Here is a 16,548-nt window from a genome sequence, read left to right on the forward strand (position 1 = left end):
TTTTTGCCAAAAGCCACCCGGCGCAGGGCCTCGGAGGGCCGTGCGCCGGCCGACATCAGCGCACGGTTATGCGCCAGGCGCGGTGGATCTTGCTGTTGCGGGCGAAGTCCTGGTCCAGCGTCTGGGCGCTGATTTCCTCGACCTGATAACGCGCCGCCAGCCCTTCGTCCAGCTCGAACTTGCGGAAGTTGTTGGAGAAGTACAGCACCCCGCCTCTGGCCAGGCGCGCCATGGCCAGGTCGATCAGCTCGACATGGTCGCGCTGCACGTCGAACACTCCCTCCATGCGCTTGGAGTTGGAGAAGGTCGGCGGATCGATGAAGACCAGGTCATACTCGCCGCGATCCTCGCGCAGCCACTCCATCACGTCGCTCTGCACCAGGCGCTGCTTGTCGGAGAAACCGTTGAGCGACAGGTTGCGCCGCGCCCAGTCGAGATAGGTCTTGGACAGGTCGACGCTGGTGGTGCTGCGCGCATCACCCCTGGCAGCATGCACGGTGGCCGTGGCGGTGTAGCAGAACAGGTTGAGGAAGCGCTTGCCCCGGGCCTCGCGCTGGATGCGCAGGCGCATCGGACGGTGGTCGAGGAACAGGCCGGTATCGAGGTAGTCGGTGAGGTTGACCAGCAGCTTCGCGCCGCCCTCCTCCACTTCCATGAAGCGGCCTTCGGCGTTCTGCCGCTCGTACTGCTTCTTGCCGGTCTGGCGCTCACGACGCTTGATCACGATGCGCTCGGTGGGAATCCCCAGGGCCTGCGGCAACGCGGCCAGCGCATCGAGCAGACGGGCCTGGGCCTTGGCCGGATCGATGGACTTGGGCGCTGCGTACTCCTGCACATGCGCCCAGTCACGGTACAGGTCCACGGCCAGGGCGTATTCGGGCATGTCCGCGTCATACAGGCGGTAGCACTCGATCTTTTCCTTGCGCGCCCACTTGCCCAGCGCCTTGAGGTTCTTCTGCAGGCGGTTGGCGAACATCTGCCCGCCTTCGCTCAGGCGCGCCTGCTCGATTACCGCACTCCCCTGGGCCGGCGCCGATTCACCGCGATCGCCGGTCACGAACTGGCGCGGCTCCACGTCGAGCATGATCAGCTTGCACGGCAAGGCACCGTTGAAGAAGGCGTATTGCTTGTGACTGCGGATACCCATGCGCTTGCCCAGCTCCGGCGCACCGGTGAACACCCCGGCGCTCCAGCCCAGGCAACTCTGGCGCAGGCGCTCACCCAGGTGCTGGTAGAGGTACAGCAGGCTGGCTTCATCGCCCAGGCGCTCACCGTAGGGGGGGTTGCAGATGATCAGGCCCTTCTGGCCCTTGTCCGGACGCGGCTCGAAGGTGGCCAGTTCGCCCTGGTAGATCTTCACCCATTCGGCCAGTCCGGAACGTTCGATGTTGTTGCGCGCCGGCTGGATCAGGCGCGGGTCGGCCTCGTAGCCGCGAATCCACAACGGCGTCTTCGAAAGGCCGACGTCCGCCCGGCGCTGGGCTTCCTCGACCAGCTTCTTCCAGATCGCCGGGACGTGCCCCAGCCAGTTGCTGAAGCCCCAGCGCTCGCGCTTGAGGTTCGGCGCGATGTCGGCAGCGATCAGGCCGGCCTCGATCAGGAAAGTACCGACACCGCACATCGGGTCGGACAGCGCGCCACCTTCAGCGGCGATCTTCGGCCAGCCGGCGCGGATCAGAACGGCAGCGGCGAGGTTTTCCTTCAAAGGTGCGGCGCCCTGCTGCAGACGGTAGCCGCGCTGGTGCAGGCTGTGGCCGGAGAGGTCCAGCGACAGCACGGCCTGGCCGCGATCCAGGTGCAGGTGCACACGGATGTCCGGGTTGACCTTGTCCACCGTCGGGCGCTTGCCGAACTCGGCGCGCAGGTTGTCGACGATGGCGTCCTTCACCTTCAGCGCGCCGAAGTGGGTGTTGTCGATGCCCGAACCCTTGCCGCTGAACTCCACCGCAAGGCTGCCGCCGGCATCCAGGTGGTCGCTCCAGGGGACGGCGCGCACGCCCATGTACAGCTCTTCGGCGTTGTTCACCGGAAAGCGAGAAAGCACCAGCAACACCCTATTCGCCAGACGCGACCACAGGCACAGGCGATAGGCCGTCTCCAGGTCGCCCTGCCCGCGCACCGCCGACACCTGGGCGCGCGCCTCCTCAAGGCCCAGCGCCTGGGCCTCGTCCAGCAACAGGCCATCAAGCCCCTTGGGGCAGGTCAGGAAAAGTTCGTAGTGTTCCGCCATGTCAATCTTCCCGGGCCGCAGCCCTCTCTTTTTAATGAAGCTCCACCAGGGAGCCTCGTCGGCCATCCGCGCGTTTGGTTTTTCCGCGAACAGCAATCGGTGTTCATTTTCCGGGACGGAAGTTCAATCCATCTGCGACCTCGAGTCGCACATTACCGGCCCGCTCGTCGGAATGAGAGAAAGTCGCAATTAGACACACTTTCCCCTTGACCGGATACAACCCCGCGCCCCTGGTGGGTTACGCGATGGTGGCACTTTCCAACCGGGCAAATTCTTATGGCCTGATTCCATAAGAGTTAAGTCTTTATGACAAATTGGTTGTTCACAGCCCCAAGGGCTTTGGTTAGAACTCAGCTTAATCCGTTATCGCAATGATGACGGGCGGGGCGTGTCACGCCGGCAATGCGCCCCATTGGCGGAATTTTCCGCCCGGCCTCCCAGGGGGGCCAACGGGACATAACAGTCAACAAGTGAGGGCAACACCCTATGAGAAGACTTAAGCGTGATCCGTTGGAAAGAGCCTTTTTGCGCGGTTATCAGCACGGCATTACTGGAAAATCTCGCGACCTCTGTCCGTTTACTCATCCCACTGCCCGGCAATCCTGGCTCAATGGCTGGCGTGAGGGCCGTGGCGACAACTGGGATGGTTTGACCGGCACCGCCGGTATTCAACGTCTGAACCAGATGCAGCACGCAAACGGCTGAATCTACGAATCACACCGACTTCCCCAAGCCGCCCCATCCGGGCGGAAGGGCGCAAGCCCAAGGGCTCCGATAAGGAGCCCTTTTTAATTCCCCGCTGTTCTTCAGCCCCGCTTGGCCGCGGCGATGGCATCCACCGCCTCGCGGATCAGCGCCGGGCCCTTGTAGATGAAGCCCGAATAGATCTGCACCAGGCTCGCACCGGCCGCGATCTTCTCCGCCGCATGGATGCCTTCGGTGATGCCGCCGGCGGCGATGATCGGCAGACGCCCGCCCAGCTCACCGGCCAGCACCTTGACGATGTGGGTGCTCTTCTCGCGCACCGGCGCACCGGAGAGGCCACCCGCCTCGTTGCCGAACGGCAGGTTCTCGACGCCTTCGCGACCCAGCGTGGTGTTGGTGGCGATCACCGCATCCATGCCCGACTCGATCAGCGCGGCGGCAACCATGGCAGTTTCCTCGTCGCTCATATCCGGGGCGATCTTGATCGCCAGCGGCACGCGGCGGCCATGCTGGACGGCCAGGTCTTCCTGGCGCTGGCGCAGGGCTTCGAGCAATTGCTTGAGCGAGTCGCCGAACTGCAGGCTGCGCAGGCCGGGCGTATTGGGCGAGCTGACGTTGACCGTCACATAGCTGGCATGGGCGTAGACCTTGTCCAGGCAGATCAGGTAGTCGTCCACCGCGCGCTCGACCGGCGTATCGAAGTTCTTGCCGATGTTGATGCCCAGCACGCCGCGGTACTTAGCCGCCTTGACCCGCTCGATCAGGTGATCGACACCATGGTTGTTGAAACCCATGCGGTTGATGATCGCGGTGGCCTGCGGCAGTCGGAACAGGCGCGGCTTGGGGTTGCCCGGCTGCGGACGCGGGGTGACGGTGCCAATCTCGACGAAACCGAAACCCAGCTGCGCGAAGCCATCGATGGCGTCGCCGTTCTTGTCCAGGCCGGCCGCCAGCCCCACCGGGTTGGCGAATTCCAGGCCCATCACCTTCAACGGCAGGCTGGCCGGTGCCTTGGTGACCAGGCCATTGAGGCCGAGACGGCCGCCGGCACCGATCAGGTCGATGGACAATTCGTGGGAAGTTTCCGGGGAAAGCTTGAACAGGAGCTCGCGGGCCAGGCTGTACATGGTCGGGCATCGGTCGGCAAAATGGGGCGTTATTATAGCCGGCCGCACCTCGCTCAGGCGAGGCGACGCAGCGCCAGTAGCCGCCCGGCGTCATCGAATTCCAGCTCGAAGCTGCCCTGCACGCCCGAGTGGGTGACGAAAGGGCGCAGATGATGGGCCGGCAGACTGATTCGGCGACCGTCACGGCTGACGACCAGCACGCGATTGGCGTGCCCGCGGTAGACTGCCTGCAGCCTGTCCGACGGCAGGCAGATATCCAGCACCACGCAAGCCATGGAGGCTCCCCCGAGTGAAGGGAAGAATTTTGCCACAACGCATGCGCCAAACGGCGCCAGGGTTTTCTATGCTTAGGGCAATTCGCCGTGCATCCTTTCCGGCGCTTCCTGCACTGACCCTCCGGCCATCGGGAGTCTTGCGTCGCACATGAGTCAGCCCCCTCGCCACCGCAGCATGACCAGCCGCCTGGCCAGCCTCGCCCAGCGTCTGGGGCTTGGCGGCGCCGATGCGCATAACGTCGCGCAACGCAGCCGCACCCTGTCGCTGCCGTTCAAGGCCCCCGAAGCCTGCGCCAGCGGCATTGGCTGGCAATCCGGGACACCGCTCCATCGCCTGATCGACCTGCCACGTGGCGCCTTGTCCGGACCGGTACAGGAAGACAAGGCACGCGTCCATGCGGTACTCAAGCGCCTGGTCGGCAGCCACCGTGACGAACAGCCATCTCTCGACCTGCGCATGCTCGACGGCCTGTGCCAGCGAGCCCTGCAGGACTGTGCCCTGGAGACACTGGAGGAGCTGGCGCAGAGCGACAGCGGGCGCAAGGTGCGGATCATCAGCTACAACGACTTCACCCGGGTACTCGGCCAGGCGCTGCCCGGCTTCGAGCGCAAGGCCACCTTGCAGCTACGGCGCGCCAGCTGGCATGGCGACCGGCTGTTCTGGGACGACGACAATCACGCCTACGAGATGGCCAGCGCCGTGGTGTATGCCCGGCGGCGTGGACTGGAGATCACCCTGCCGGCAATCATTCAGTGCTTCGAGCTGCGCACAGCGGTACTGGATGAACTGGACCGCGGCTTCCATATGTTGGCGATGCCGGCGCAGGCCTGGAGCGACCCGGCGTTCATGGGCCTGCTGCTGGACACTGGCATGCCTTATGCGCGCTTCGGCCTGTTCAACACGGAAACCCCGGAAAGCCTGCTATTGCCCAAGGACCATCCGCAGTCCGACACCTTCGGCCAGGGTCTGCGGGAAGCAGGTGCGCCGGACGTCATCGAATACCTGCGGGGCACCTGCGCAGGCCGATAGCCGCAGCGCTGGCGGGCTGTTCGCCCTGCACTCCCATTACCGCTGGCTGCCGCCCCACATCGGCAGCTTTCGTCCGTCAGGGAGGACTTCGATCATTCCTGAGCGGCTTCCTGCGCAGCTTCCAGCGCCGGAGCCGCGGGAATGCCGATTTCCACGCAGAGCGCCATGACACGCTCAAGGTCCTCGCGGTAGACCAGCACGCACTGCAGCTCGTCATCCAGCGGCTCGCTGAAGTCCACCAGTACATAGCCGCCCTTTTCGGGATAGAGCGCGCCGAGCTGGGTCTGGATGCGGTTCAGCGCGGCGAGGGGTTCGGCCTTGCGCAGCTGCTTGGCCTGCAGGACGAAATTGACGCTCGGGTCGAAGGAGGCGCGAATCTCCGTGAACAGTTCCTCAAAGCTGTCACCCTGGAACAGCACGATTTCCGGCAGGCTGCCCACCACCACCCACTCCCCCAGGGGAATCGGGAAGCTGTCGTCGTAGTTGATTTCCGGGTTGGCCGCATGGAAGGCCTCCGGGTCGGCGTAGGCCTGGGCGGCCTCGTCGGCGATCTGCTCGATCTCCGCCTCGCCCAGGCAGCCCGAGCTGATCAGTGTGAGGAGTTCGACGAGTTGCGCTTTCATGGGGAAGTCCTGAGAAGGGATGAACAGCCGCGAAGGATATCCGCAATCGTTGGAAAACGCCGCAGGAAGGGAACCTTCTGACAGTTCCGTGAGTCGGAAGTCGCCATAACGATACTCACTATCAAACGGGATGATTTCTGCTCGATCCATGCGATTGCTAGCCTGACATCCGTCCCGAACCTCCCTGCGTGCATAAAACCATGAACCGTGCCCTCGCCCTCCTCACCCTGACCGTGCCCTTCTGGCTGGCAGGCTGCAGCAGCCAGCCGGCGCCGCAGCAGCCCTACAGCGATGCCGAAGTGAAATCCTTCGCGCTGAAAATGCTGGGTACCAGCAACATGTCCGACGACCTCTACGCCAAATATCGCCGCGCGCTGACCGAGCCGCACGACGGCGGGCGCAGCGGCAGCTGAGCGGGCGCATCGGTTACAGCGACGAAGGGCTGCTCGCTCAGATGCGCAAGGTCTGCACATAAAAAATCCGATGCCCGTTCAGGCATCGGATTCTGATTTACCACAGCTAACGCCAGGCCGAGGGAACCGGAACGGCTGGCCTCAGCCGCACTGCTGAAGAGATTGCTCTATCGGCTGTAAACGGTCTTTCCGCGAAACACCGTCTGCATGACCTGAGTCTCGGCGATCTTTTCCGGGGTGCCCCGCTGAACCAGATCGAACAGGTTCCGATCCAGGACGATGAAATCGGCGGACTTGCCCGGCTCGATCGAACCCATGAGCTTTTCCTGGCGAACAGCTCGAGCACCGTTGATGGTGTAGGCGTCCAGCATCTGCTCCAGCGTGGCGCTCTGCTCGGGGTTGTAGGCCGGCTTGCCGGGGATGGCGCGGGTGATGCCGGCGGCGATATTCACGAAGGGCCGCGGATCGCGCGTGTCGACCGGTGCATCGCTACCCGCCACCAGCACCGCACCGGCTTTAGCCGTATTGCCTACAGGATAGACCGCTCCCCAGGTGTAGTTCCTGGGGTTGTAGAGCAGGTCGTTGATGTCCTGGCCCTTCTTGCTCGGCTCCAGGAATGGGGTGATCAGGACGTCGTATTCGGGTTGCTGGTTGATCCAGGCGTAGGTGTAGGTGAGGTAGGTCCCCAGCTCGCCGAGGCGCTTCTGGTCGTCCGGGTGGACCATTTGCAGGTGAGCGATGGTGTGCGGAATGTGGCGGTCGCCATTGCGCTGGCGGGCCGCCTCAAGCGCGTCGATGGTCACACGGGTGGCACGGTCGCCAACGCTGTGGACATGGATGCTGAAGCCATCGGCATCCAGCGCAGTGGCGTAATTCTTGAAGTCCTCCTCCTTGTAATTGACGATGCCGTTGTTCTTCGTCTCCTCGCTGTCCTGGGTGACCGTGACGGCACCGGTCTCTTCGTCCTGCTTGAGATGGGGCTTCTGATAGTGATGCAGCATGCCGGCGTTGGGGGAGAACGGCGGCTTGCTGAAGGGGTCGCCTTCGAGCACACCGTCAGCAAAGATCTTCACCGCATCCGCCTTGATCAGCGGATTGCCGGCGAAGGAGTCGCGGACTTCCCGAGCCTTCTTCAGGTGCCCGGCGATATCCACCTTGCCCTTGTAGTCATCGGAGATGAAGCAGGTGGCGGCCGTGACGTGCATGTTCAGCAGGTTCTGCTGCTGCATCTTCACCAGTTGCTCGCGGATGAAATCGTTGGCGCAGGCATCCTGGATGCTGGTGATGCCGCTTTGCGCCATGACGTTCGCGACCTTCGGCAGGATGGCGCCGTAAATGGCTTCGCCGCGCGGATCACCCACTTCCTGGGCGAACATGTCGAAGCTGCCAACCGGAATCCTTTCCTTGGCCGCATCGCGGACCACCCCGCTGTCCAGGCTGACATAGGGCGCGAGCTCGGCGAACACGCCGCCCTTGCCCAGGCTTTTCGCGTTGAAGCCAACGACCTTGCCGCTGTCGTCCTGCGCCATGCTCAAGGCTTTCGAGTTGTAGGCGCTGGCGTGGCCGTCGACACCGGAAAGGACGATCGGGTGGCCGTCGGCCACTGCATCCAGCGCCTGGCGGATGGTCTTGTAGTTATCGGTCGGCTCGTTGTTCTCGTAGGGCACCCATTGCTCGATCTTCAGCCAGGCGTCCGGCTCGCTGGCGTAGCGCGGCAGGCACTCCTTCACCTTGCTGGCCAGTTGATCGAGGTTGACGCTCTTGCCTTCGAGGTCGCAGACATCCAGCGGGACGACACCCATGACGTGGATGTGGTTGTCGTGCAGCCCGGGCAGGACCATCTTGCCGCCCAGGTCGACCACGCGATAGCCCTGGCTGATGAAGCCTTCCGCGCCTTCCCGGGTGCCGGCATAGACGAACTTGTCGTTCGATACGGCAATGGCCTCGACCTTCCGACGCTGGGCATCCTGGGTATAGATCTGACCGTTCAGGTACACCGTGTTGTCAGGGTTGCCGGCATCCGGAGCTGGCGTCTGGCTGCATCCGGCGAGCCCGGAGAGCAGGACGAGGGAGGACAGCGTCAGGTGTTGTTTTGGTTTGAGCCGCATACATTCTCCAGTTAAATTACAGCAATTACTGTAATTTAAACTTCTACCAGCGTTGCCCCCGGAGCGTCAATTGTTCCGGTTTGACTCTCTCGGGCAGGTCAATGTGAAATGCGCGGCAGTGAAAGATGAGGCTGGGCATTGGATGACTCCGCAAGACTTGAAGATGCGCCGCGAGCCGCGCCAGCAGCGCACCCTGGAAATCGTCAGGAAGATCGAGCAGGCGACGCTGGCGTTACTCAAGGAGGGCGGCATGCCCCTGCTGAACACCAATGCCATTGCCGAACGCTCCGGCATCGACATCAGCTCGCTCTACCGCTTTTTCCCCAACAAGGAAGCGATCGTGTATCGCCTGGGGCAGCAATGGCTGGACGCTATCCGCAGCCGGGAGAGGGCGATATTCGAAGGCGGACTGGGCCTGATCGAAACCTGGGACGCGCTGGGTGAAATGATCGATGAGGTCGAGCAGGAGTTCTCCGGCTACGGCGCGCTCTGGCAGGCCATGGATGCGATTCCGGAGCTGTGCGACCTGGAGGCGGAGCATGAGGCCTTTCAGCTCGACAACATGCGGACACTGCTGAGAAAGCATGGTTGCCAGTGGCCGGAGAAGGAACTGCTGGAGTTGCTGCGCTACCTGTATCGCACCTGGGATGTGGTCAAGCAGGGCAGCATCGAACAAGGCGAAGCGCGCGGGCTGATGTGGCGCGCACATCAGAAGTGGCAGTACCGGCTGCTGCTGTTGGCGGTCAAGACTTCGGGAGCGGCCGAGTTCGAGCGCGAGCTGCAGGTGTGAAACACGCAGGGCGTAGAACCGTTCGCGGTTGTGCGCCCTGCGATAATCACCGGATCGCGGACAGAGTCCGCTCCTGCAGTTCGAGCCCCGCGCAGCTTCCTTCACGCACGAATCCGCAGCCGAAAAAAAGCCCCGCACTGGGCGGGGCTGGAGCATCAAAGGGTCAACGGGCGCTGTGCATCAAGGGATGCACACGCCGTGCTGGTTGCTTTGCGCCAGGTCGAGCAGCTCCCGGTTGGCGACGGCGTACATCGCATAGTCGGTGCTGTTGGAGGCACGCAGCTCGGTGAGCATGGTGCGCCAGCGCTCGACCATGGGGGCGTGCTGTGCCAGCCAGAGAAGCACGCGCGCATCGATCTCCGCCGGGCCATCCTGCATCTGCAGGACCGACACGGTGATCGCCCGCTGCTGCCAGTCCAGGTCGTCGCGGAAGGCTTCGCGGGCCAGCGCCTGCCAGTTGTTCTCCACCGGCAGGGAGCTGATCTGCTGCAGGTACCAGGTCAATTCCAGCTCGCTGCCCAGGGCGAAGTAGGCGCGCGCCACATCGGCCGGGTCGCGGCCGGTGACGTCCGCCGCCTCGATGATCGGCAGCAGGGTGTAGAGATGGCTGGTCCCGGCGACCATGCGCGCCAGCAGCTCCGGCACGCCGGCGTCGACGTAGCCCTGGTAGCGCGCCTGCCACAGCTCGCGGGTCGGACCTTCGAGCAGTTCGTTGAGCTTGAGACCGAGGGCGGCGATGCGCGGACCGAAGTGCGCCACGTCACGGGCGGCGTCCTGCTCGTTGCGGCGGCTGCGCAGGAACCAGCGGGTCGCGCGGCGGCCCAGGCGCATCAGCTCGTCCATCAGGGTCAGCTGCACTTCCGCCGGCACCTGGTAGTCCAGCGCCTCGATCTGGCGGAACCAGTGCGGCAGGTGGAAGACATCACGCACGATCACGTAGGCGCCGGCCACGTTCGCCGGCGTCATGCCGGTGGACTCCTTCAGGCGTTGCACGAAGGTGATGCCCATGTGGTTGATCAGGTCGTTGGCGATCTGCGTGCTGACGATCTCGCGCTTCAGGCGGTGCTTGCGCATGGCCGGGCCAAAAGTATCGACCAGGGTCTGCGGGAAGGCCGTCTCCATGTCGCGGGTCAGGTAGTCGTCGTCCGGCACCAGGGAGCCCAGCAGTTGCTCCTTAAGATCGATCTTGCTGTAGGAGATCAGCACGGACAGTTCGGCACGGGTCAGCCCCTGGCCTGCGGCGATACGCTCGGCGAGGGCATCGTCGGTGGGCAGGAACTCCAGCGCCCGGTCCAGCTTGCCGCGACCTTCCAGGTCGCTCATCAGCCGCTTGTACTCGGCGATGCGCTCGCGGGCGCGGCGCTCGGCCAGGGACAGCGCCTGGGTCTGCTTGTAGTTGTTGCCCAGCACCAGGCCGGAGACCTGGTCGGTCATTTCCGCCAGCAGCTTGTTGCGCTGCTTGCTGGTCATGTCACCGGCGGCCACCACCTCGTTGAGCAGGATCTTGATGTTCACCTCGTGGTCGGAACAGTCCACACCACCGGCGTTGTCGATGAAGTCGGTGTTGCACGCGCCGCCATTGAGGCCGAATTCGACCCGCGCCAGCTGTGTCATGCCAAGGTTGCCGCCCTCGCCCACCACCTTCACCCGCAGGTCGCGGCCGTCCACGCGCAGGCCGTCGTTGGCCTTGTCGCCGACGTCGGCGTGGGTTTCGTCACTGGACTTCACATAGGTGCCGATGCCGCCATTCCACAGCAGGTCCACCGGCGCCTTGAGCAGCGCGTGGATCAGCTCGGTGGGGGTCAGGCGCTCGGCGTCGATGTCGAAGCGCGCACGTACTTCCGGGGTCAGGGTGATGCTCTTCGCGCTGCGCAGGAAGATGCCGCCGCCGGCGGAGATCAGCGAGGCGTCGTAGTCCGCCCAGCTGGAGCGCGGCAGGTTGAACAGGCGCTGGCGCTCGGCGAAGCTCGCCGCCGGGTCGGGATTCGGGTCGAGGAAGATGTGCATGTGGTTGAAGGCCGCGACCATCTGCAGCTTGTCCGACATCAGCAGGCCGTTGCCGAACACGTCGCCGGCCATGTCGCCAATGCCGATGACGGTGACGCTGTCCTTCTGCACGTCGATGCCGCGCTCGCGGAAGTGACGCTGCACCGAGACCCAGCCGCCACGGGCGGTGATGCCCATGCCCTTGTGGTCGTAGCCGGCGGAACCGCCGGAGGCGAAGGCGTCGCCCAGCCAGAAGTCGTATTCGGCGGAAATGCCGTTGGCGATGTCGGAGAAGGTCGCGGTGCCCTTGTCGGCCGCCACCACCAGATAGGGGTCGTCGGCATCGTGGCGCACCACGTTGGCCGGCGGCACGACCTTGCCTTCCTTGAGGTTGTCGGTCACGTCCAGCAGGCCGGAGATGAAGATGCGGTAGCAGGCGATGGCCTCGGCCTGGATTTCATCGCGAGTGCCGCCCACCGGCAGGCGGCGCGGGATGAAGCCGCCTTTGGCACCCGTGGGCACGATCACCGCGTTCTTCACCTGCTGCGCCTTCACCAGGCCCAGCACTTCGGTGCGGAAGTCCTCCTCGCGGTCGGACCAACGCAGACCGCCACGGGCCACGTCGCCGAAGCGCAGGTGCACGCCTTCCACCCGCGGGCAGTAGACGAAGATTTCGAATTTGGGCGTCGGTCGCGGAATCTCCGGAATCGCCTTGGGATTGAACTTGAAGCTGAAGTAGCCCTTGTTCTGCCCGGCCGCGTCCGGCTGGTAGAAGTTGGTGCGCAGGGTCGCCTTGATCAGGTCGAGGTAGCGCCGCAGGATGCGGTCTTCGTTGAGCACCTGGACATTGTCCAGCGCCGCGAGGATGGCCTGTTCCAGCTTCTGCTGCTTGTCGTCCAGGTCCTCGGCGGTGAGCTTGCGGGCCAGGTAGAAGCGGGTCTTGAACAGACGCACCAGTTCGCGGGCGATATCCACGTGGGCGTTCAGCGCGCTGGCGATGTAGCCCAGGTCGAAGCCCAGGCGGATCTGCTTGAGATAGCGGGCATAGGCGCGCAGCAGCGCCACGTCGCGCCACGGCAGGCCGGCGGTCAGCACCAGGCGGTTGAAGGCGTCGTTCTCGGCATCGCCGTTGACGATATGGACGAAGGCGTCCTGCAGGGTCTCGTTGAGCTCCTGGATGTTGACGTCCAGGCCTTCGGCGTAGGTGAAGGCGAAGTCGTGGATCCAGTACTCGCGGCCATTGCTGTGGCGCAGGCGATAGGGGAACTCGCCGAGCACGCGCAGGCCGAGGTTCTCCAGGATCGGCAGGACGTCCGACAGCGCCAGCGGCGAATCGGCGTGGTACAGCTTGCAGTGCAGCTGCTGCTCACCCTGGGCCAGCGGCTGGTAGAAGCTCATCACCAGCGGACGCTTGTCCGACAGGCTGGACAGGTGCTGCAGGTCCACCACCGCGAAGTGCGGGGCGAAGCGCTCGCGGTAGCCAGCCGGGAAGCCTTTCGGGAAGTCTTCCAGCAGGTTGTTGCCCTGCCCTTCGCCGAAGTTTTCCAGCACCAGCGCGGCGTAGTCGTCCTGCCAGGAACGGCAGGCCTGGATGGCTTCCTGCTCCAGCTGCGCGGCGTCGACGTCGATGCGGTTCTTCGGATCGACGCGCAGGATGAACTGCACGCGGGCCAGGGTGGACTCGGAGAAGAAGGTCCAGAACTCGCAGTCGCTGGCCTTCAGGCGGTCACGCAGGACCTGCTCGATCTTGATCCGCGTCTCGGTGGAATAGATGTCGCGCGGCACGTACGCCAGGCAGTAGGCGAAGCGGCCGTACGGGTCCTTGCGCAGGAACAGGCGGATCTTGTTGCGTTCCTGGATCTGCACGATGGACATGGCGGTGGCGAACAGTTCGTCCACCGAGGTCTGGAACAGGTCGTCGCGCGGCAGCACTTCCAGCACCTGCGCCAGTTCCTTGCCCAGGTGGGCATTGGCGTCGAAACCGGAGCGGCGCTCGACTTCGAGCACCTTGCCGCGGATCGACGGGATCTGGGTCACGCTGTCGTTGTAGACCGAGGAGGTGAACAGGCCCATGAAGCGGAACTCGCGCAATACCTTGCCCTTGGCGTCGATCTCGCGGATCGATACGTAGTCCGGGTAGGCCGGGCGATGCACGCGGCTGGGGTGCGAGGCCTTGGCGAAGGACAGCAGCAGCGGCTCGCGCAGGTAGGCCACCGCGTAGTCCTCGATGTGCAGTTCCTGCTGGCTGAGGCCGGTGCGCAGCAGCTTGGCCACGCCGAGGAAGGACTTCTCGTCGTAGACCATGCGACCGCCATCGGTCTCGTCGGCGACGGTGAATTCCTCGTAACCGAGGAAGGTGAAGTGGTTGTCCAGCAGCCACTCGAGGAAGGCCCGCACCTCCGCGGTCTCTTCCGCGCGCGCCTTGGACTTGGACTTGCCCAGCCAGGCCAGCAGCTCTTCGGCCTTGGCGCGCATGTCCGGGAAGTCGGCCACTGCGAGGCGAACCTCGCCCAGTACTTCAAGCAGGCTCTTCTCCAGCGTGCGCAGCTCGCCAATGTGCGAGGCGCGGTCGATCTCCAGGTACATCAGCGATTCCTGATGCACATCCTTGCCATGGGTGCCCTTGGGCAGGATTTCCAGCAGTTCGCCCTTGCCGTTGCGGCGCACGCTCAGCACGTTGGTCTGCAGGGTGTGGATGCTGTAACCACGGCGGTTCAGTTCCATGCGTACCGAATCGACCAGGAACGGCTGGTCCGGATGCAGCACCTGCACGGCGGTGTGGGTGGACTGCCAACCGTGCTTCTCGTAATCGGGGTTGTACACCTGCACCTCGGGCTGGGCCGGGTCGAACCGCTCCAGCATGCGCCAGGTCGACAGGGTGCAACCGACCAGGTCGGACAGCCTGCGCTGGGTCAATTCGTCGAGTGCGATGAAACCGAAGAACTGTTCGGCGAACAGGGCCACTTGTGGCATGCCCTTGTCGTCGACGTGCTGCGCCAGGGCCGTCTGCAGTTGTTGCTGGAAGTCGGCTTTGCTGGCTGCGGTGAAGAACGCCATGGTGTTACTCCGCTGGGCTCGAATTATTGGATTGAGCGTAGTTCGCTTGTGCGTCTTGAGGGGATCACAGATGTAATTGGGCAGTGTGACCCTCGATCGACCGTCCCGACCGGGCGGTCATCGATTCGCCGAGCTTATCGGTAGTGGGCTATCGCTCGCTTACGGGGCTGCGACATATTCGTTCAACGGCTTGCTCCGGACCGCCACCGGAGCGCCCATCGGGCAATCACCGAAATACTTGTATGGTCGATGCGGGACGGGCGTATCAAATATCAGAGCGCTATCATGGCTCTCCCCCGCCTGGAATGGATGCCATGCAACGCCGACCGCCCCTGCGCCGCCCACTGCTACGCCACCTGGACAACCTGGTGGTCACCTCGCTCGGCGTTGCGCTGGTCACCCTGGCCTGGCTGTTTCTGCCGCTGGCGATCCGGCCGCTGCTGCTGGGCGCCCTGCCGGTCTACCTCGGTATACTGCTGCCGCGCTGCATTGGCCGCCAGGAGCGCCTGCGCCGGGTCGCCGCGGCCCGCCAGCGCTCGATCGAGCAGTGGGGTTTCTGCAGCCGCGACCGTAGCGGGCCATGGATCAACTACATCGACTTCCCCCTGGTGCGCGAGGACGCCGCCTTCAGGGGCCGCTTCTTCTATAGCGAGTGGCTGGTGGTGCACGACGGCCGCATCATCATCAACCCCGGCCCGGCCAGCGTGGACCTGGACGCCGGCACCGTGAGCTACGACCTCTCCTGCCAGCGCACCTACGCCTGGGACGGCTGCTCGCCCAAGGTACCCTTCTACTGGATCGCCACCTTCGGCACGCCCGACTGGTGGGACCACCTGGAGCCGGTGCAGTACCTGTGCCGCGGCCAGCAGAAGCAGCGCCTGATGTTCTGGCCGGTGGCCCACCACGCGAGCCTGGTGCATGACGCGCTGTACCAGTTCCTCAACGTCGCCCCGGTGACCAAGGCCGAGGCGGATGAACTCTTCCACCGCATGCTGCTCGAAGCCGGCATGCCGCGCCTGGTAGCCTGGGTCTACCGGTTCGCGGTCATCCATGGCGGCGCCCGCGAGATGCGCCGGGTGCGCAACCCGAACAGCGCGCTGCGCTGCCTGACGCCGTTGCCCGGCGACCCGAAGTCGCAGGCTGCGCAACCCCGGGTGAGAACCCCGGCGCTCCCCGAGCAACTGCCGATGCAGTAAAGTATGGGCCCCGACACAGCCCCACCCTCGTCCAGGAACCCCACGCGATGGAACATCGTGAGTCGCTGCTTGCGCTGCGCCAGTACCTCTCCAGCCAGATCCTCGGCCAGGAAAAGCTCATCGAGCGTCTGCTCATTGCCCTGATCGCCGACGGCCACCTTCTGGTGGAGGGCGCGCCGGGCCTGGCCAAGACCAAGGCGATCAAGGACCTGGCCGAAGGCCTGGAAGCCGAGTTCCACCGCATCCAGTTCACCCCTGACCTGCTCCCGGCGGACATCACCGGCACCGAGATCTATCGCCCGGAAAACGGCACCTTCGTCTTCCAGCAGGGACCGATCTTCCACCACCTGGTGCTGGCCGACGAAATCAACCGCGCCCCGGCCAAGGTGCAATCGGCACTGCTCGAAGCCATGGCCGAGCGCCAGGTCAGCGTGGGCCGCAGCACCTACGATCTGCCGCCGCTGTTCCTGGTGATGGCGACGCAGAACCCCATCGAGCAGGAGGGCACCTACCCGCTGCCCGAGGCCCAGCTCGACCGCTTCCTGATGCACGTGAAGATCGGCTACCCCGAGGCTTCCGTGGAGCGCCGCATCCTCCAGCAGGCCCGCGGCGAAGCGCTGCACGGCGAAACCAGACCCGAGCGTCAGGTGACCCAGGAATCCATCTTCGCCGCCCGCCAGGAAATCCTCGGCCTGTACATGGCCGACGCGGTGGAGGAATACCTGGTGCAACTGATCATGGCCACCCGCAACCCGGCCAAGTACGACGCCGAACTGGCCGAATGGCTTTCCTACGGCGCCAGCCCGCGCGGTTCCATCGCCCTCGACCGTTGCGCGCGCGCCCATGCCTGGCTGGCCGGCCGCGATTTCGTCAGCCCCGAAGACATCCAGGCGATGCTGTTCGATGTGCTGCGCCACCGCCTGATCCTGTCCTTCGAGGCAGAAGCCGCCGGGATCGACCAGGACCGCGTGGTCCAGCGCATCCTCGACGTGGTCGCCGTCGCCTGAC

The 16,548-nt window shown here is 64.5% G+C and carries 12 protein-coding genes; 6 read left to right on the plus strand and 6 right to left on the minus strand.

What is annotated here, in order from left to right:
- Positions 1-55 precede the first annotated feature (55 nt).
- Complete coding sequence (gene rlmKL / locus ACAW63_RS24390) at positions 56-2,230, minus strand: bifunctional 23S rRNA (guanine(2069)-N(7))-methyltransferase RlmK/23S rRNA (guanine(2445)-N(2))-methyltransferase RlmL (protein ID WP_371229754.1); 2,175 nt, start codon at positions 2,228-2,230, stop codon at positions 56-58.
- Positions 2,231-2,716: 486 nt separating this feature from the next.
- Here rlmKL and rmf point away from each other — a divergent pair, with 486 nt between their 5' ends.
- On the plus strand, positions 2,717-2,935 hold the full coding sequence (rmf, locus tag ACAW63_RS24395; RefSeq protein WP_015478012.1) for a ribosome modulation factor: 219 nt from the start codon (positions 2,717-2,719) through the stop codon (positions 2,933-2,935).
- Positions 2,936-3,036: 101 nt separating this feature from the next.
- On the opposite strand, the gene ACAW63_RS24400 is transcribed toward rmf, so the two are convergent.
- Positions 3,037-4,062 carry a quinone-dependent dihydroorotate dehydrogenase gene (locus ACAW63_RS24400; RefSeq protein ID WP_371229756.1) on the minus strand — a complete coding sequence of 342 codons (1,026 nt, stop codon included), beginning with the start codon at positions 4,060-4,062 and terminating at the stop codon, positions 3,037-3,039.
- Positions 4,063-4,115: 53 nt separating this feature from the next.
- Entirely contained in the window at positions 4,116-4,337 is a 222-nt protein-coding gene (locus ACAW63_RS24405; RefSeq protein ID WP_371229759.1) for a DUF2835 domain-containing protein, read from the minus strand.
- Positions 4,338-4,485: 148 nt separating this feature from the next.
- Between ACAW63_RS24405 and ACAW63_RS24410 the strand changes: the two genes are divergently transcribed.
- Positions 4,486-5,367 (plus strand): DUF6685 family protein, encoded by an 882-nt coding sequence (locus ACAW63_RS24410; RefSeq protein WP_371229762.1) that lies wholly within the window; start codon positions 4,486-4,488, stop codon positions 5,365-5,367.
- Between the two features lie 92 nt (positions 5,368-5,459).
- Here ACAW63_RS24410 and ACAW63_RS24415 read toward each other — a convergent pair whose 3' ends face one another.
- Complete coding sequence (locus ACAW63_RS24415; RefSeq protein WP_275610951.1) at positions 5,460-5,990, minus strand: hypothetical protein; 531 nt, start codon at positions 5,988-5,990, stop codon at positions 5,460-5,462.
- 200 nt (positions 5,991-6,190) lie between these two features.
- Between ACAW63_RS24415 and ACAW63_RS24420 the strand changes: the two genes are divergently transcribed.
- Positions 6,191-6,403, plus strand: coding sequence for a hypothetical protein (locus ACAW63_RS24420; protein ID WP_371229765.1), 213 nt, complete (start codon positions 6,191-6,193; stop codon positions 6,401-6,403).
- Positions 6,404-6,570: 167 nt separating this feature from the next.
- Here the strand turns inward: ACAW63_RS24420 and ACAW63_RS24425 are convergent, their stop codons facing one another.
- Complete coding sequence (locus tag ACAW63_RS24425; RefSeq protein WP_371229768.1) at positions 6,571-8,511, minus strand: amidohydrolase; 1,941 nt, start codon at positions 8,509-8,511, stop codon at positions 6,571-6,573.
- A gap of 70 nt (positions 8,512-8,581) precedes the next feature.
- Here ACAW63_RS24425 and ACAW63_RS24430 point away from each other — a divergent pair, with 70 nt between their 5' ends.
- Positions 8,582-9,301 (plus strand): TetR/AcrR family transcriptional regulator, encoded by a 720-nt coding sequence (locus ACAW63_RS24430; RefSeq protein WP_371229771.1) that lies wholly within the window; start codon positions 8,582-8,584, stop codon positions 9,299-9,301.
- A gap of 180 nt (positions 9,302-9,481) precedes the next feature.
- Here the strand turns inward: ACAW63_RS24430 and ACAW63_RS24435 are convergent, their stop codons facing one another.
- Entirely contained in the window at positions 9,482-14,344 is a 4,863-nt protein-coding gene (locus ACAW63_RS24435) for an NAD-glutamate dehydrogenase (protein ID WP_371229774.1), read from the minus strand.
- Positions 14,345-14,658: 314 nt separating this feature from the next.
- On the opposite strand from ACAW63_RS24435, the gene ACAW63_RS24440 reads away from it, so the two are divergent.
- Positions 14,659-15,540 carry a DUF1353 domain-containing protein gene (locus ACAW63_RS24440; RefSeq protein WP_371229777.1) on the plus strand — a complete coding sequence of 294 codons (882 nt, stop codon included), beginning with the start codon at positions 14,659-14,661 and terminating at the stop codon, positions 15,538-15,540.
- A gap of 47 nt (positions 15,541-15,587) precedes the next feature.
- On the plus strand, positions 15,588-16,547 hold the full coding sequence (locus ACAW63_RS24445) for a MoxR family ATPase (protein WP_275610945.1): 960 nt from the start codon (positions 15,588-15,590) through the stop codon (positions 16,545-16,547).
- The last annotated feature ends 1 nt before the right edge of the window (position 16,548 follow it).

It is taken from the genome of Pseudomonas sp. QE6, from assembly GCF_041379005.1.
Lineage (GTDB): Bacteria > Pseudomonadota > Gammaproteobacteria > Pseudomonadales > Pseudomonadaceae > Pseudomonas.

Bases quoted from the DNA above. Each gene is read 5' to 3' on its own strand.
- rlmKL (WP_371229754.1), bottom strand. From the start codon at position 2,230: ATGGCGGAACACTACGAACTTTTCCTGACCTGCCCCAAGGGGCTTGAT.
- rmf (WP_015478012.1), top strand. From the start codon at position 2,717: ATGAGAAGACTTAAGCGTGATCCGTTGGAAAGAGCCTTTTTGCGCGGT.
- ACAW63_RS24400 (WP_371229756.1), bottom strand. From the start codon at position 4,062: ATGTACAGCCTGGCCCGCGAGCTCCTGTTCAAGCTTTCCCCGGAAACT.
- ACAW63_RS24405 (WP_371229759.1), bottom strand. From the start codon at position 4,337: ATGGCTTGCGTGGTGCTGGATATCTGCCTGCCGTCGGACAGGCTGCAG.
- ACAW63_RS24410 (WP_371229762.1), top strand. From the start codon at position 4,486: ATGAGTCAGCCCCCTCGCCACCGCAGCATGACCAGCCGCCTGGCCAGC.
- ACAW63_RS24415 (WP_275610951.1), bottom strand. From the start codon at position 5,990: ATGAAAGCGCAACTCGTCGAACTCCTCACACTGATCAGCTCGGGCTGC.
- ACAW63_RS24420 (WP_371229765.1), top strand. From the start codon at position 6,191: ATGAACCGTGCCCTCGCCCTCCTCACCCTGACCGTGCCCTTCTGGCTG.
- ACAW63_RS24425 (WP_371229768.1), bottom strand. From the start codon at position 8,511: ATGCGGCTCAAACCAAAACAACACCTGACGCTGTCCTCCCTCGTCCTG.
- ACAW63_RS24435 (WP_371229774.1), bottom strand. From the start codon at position 14,344: ATGGCGTTCTTCACCGCAGCCAGCAAAGCCGACTTCCAGCAACAACTG.
- ACAW63_RS24440 (WP_371229777.1), top strand. From the start codon at position 14,659: ATGCAACGCCGACCGCCCCTGCGCCGCCCACTGCTACGCCACCTGGAC.
- ACAW63_RS24445 (WP_275610945.1), top strand. From the start codon at position 15,588: ATGGAACATCGTGAGTCGCTGCTTGCGCTGCGCCAGTACCTCTCCAGC.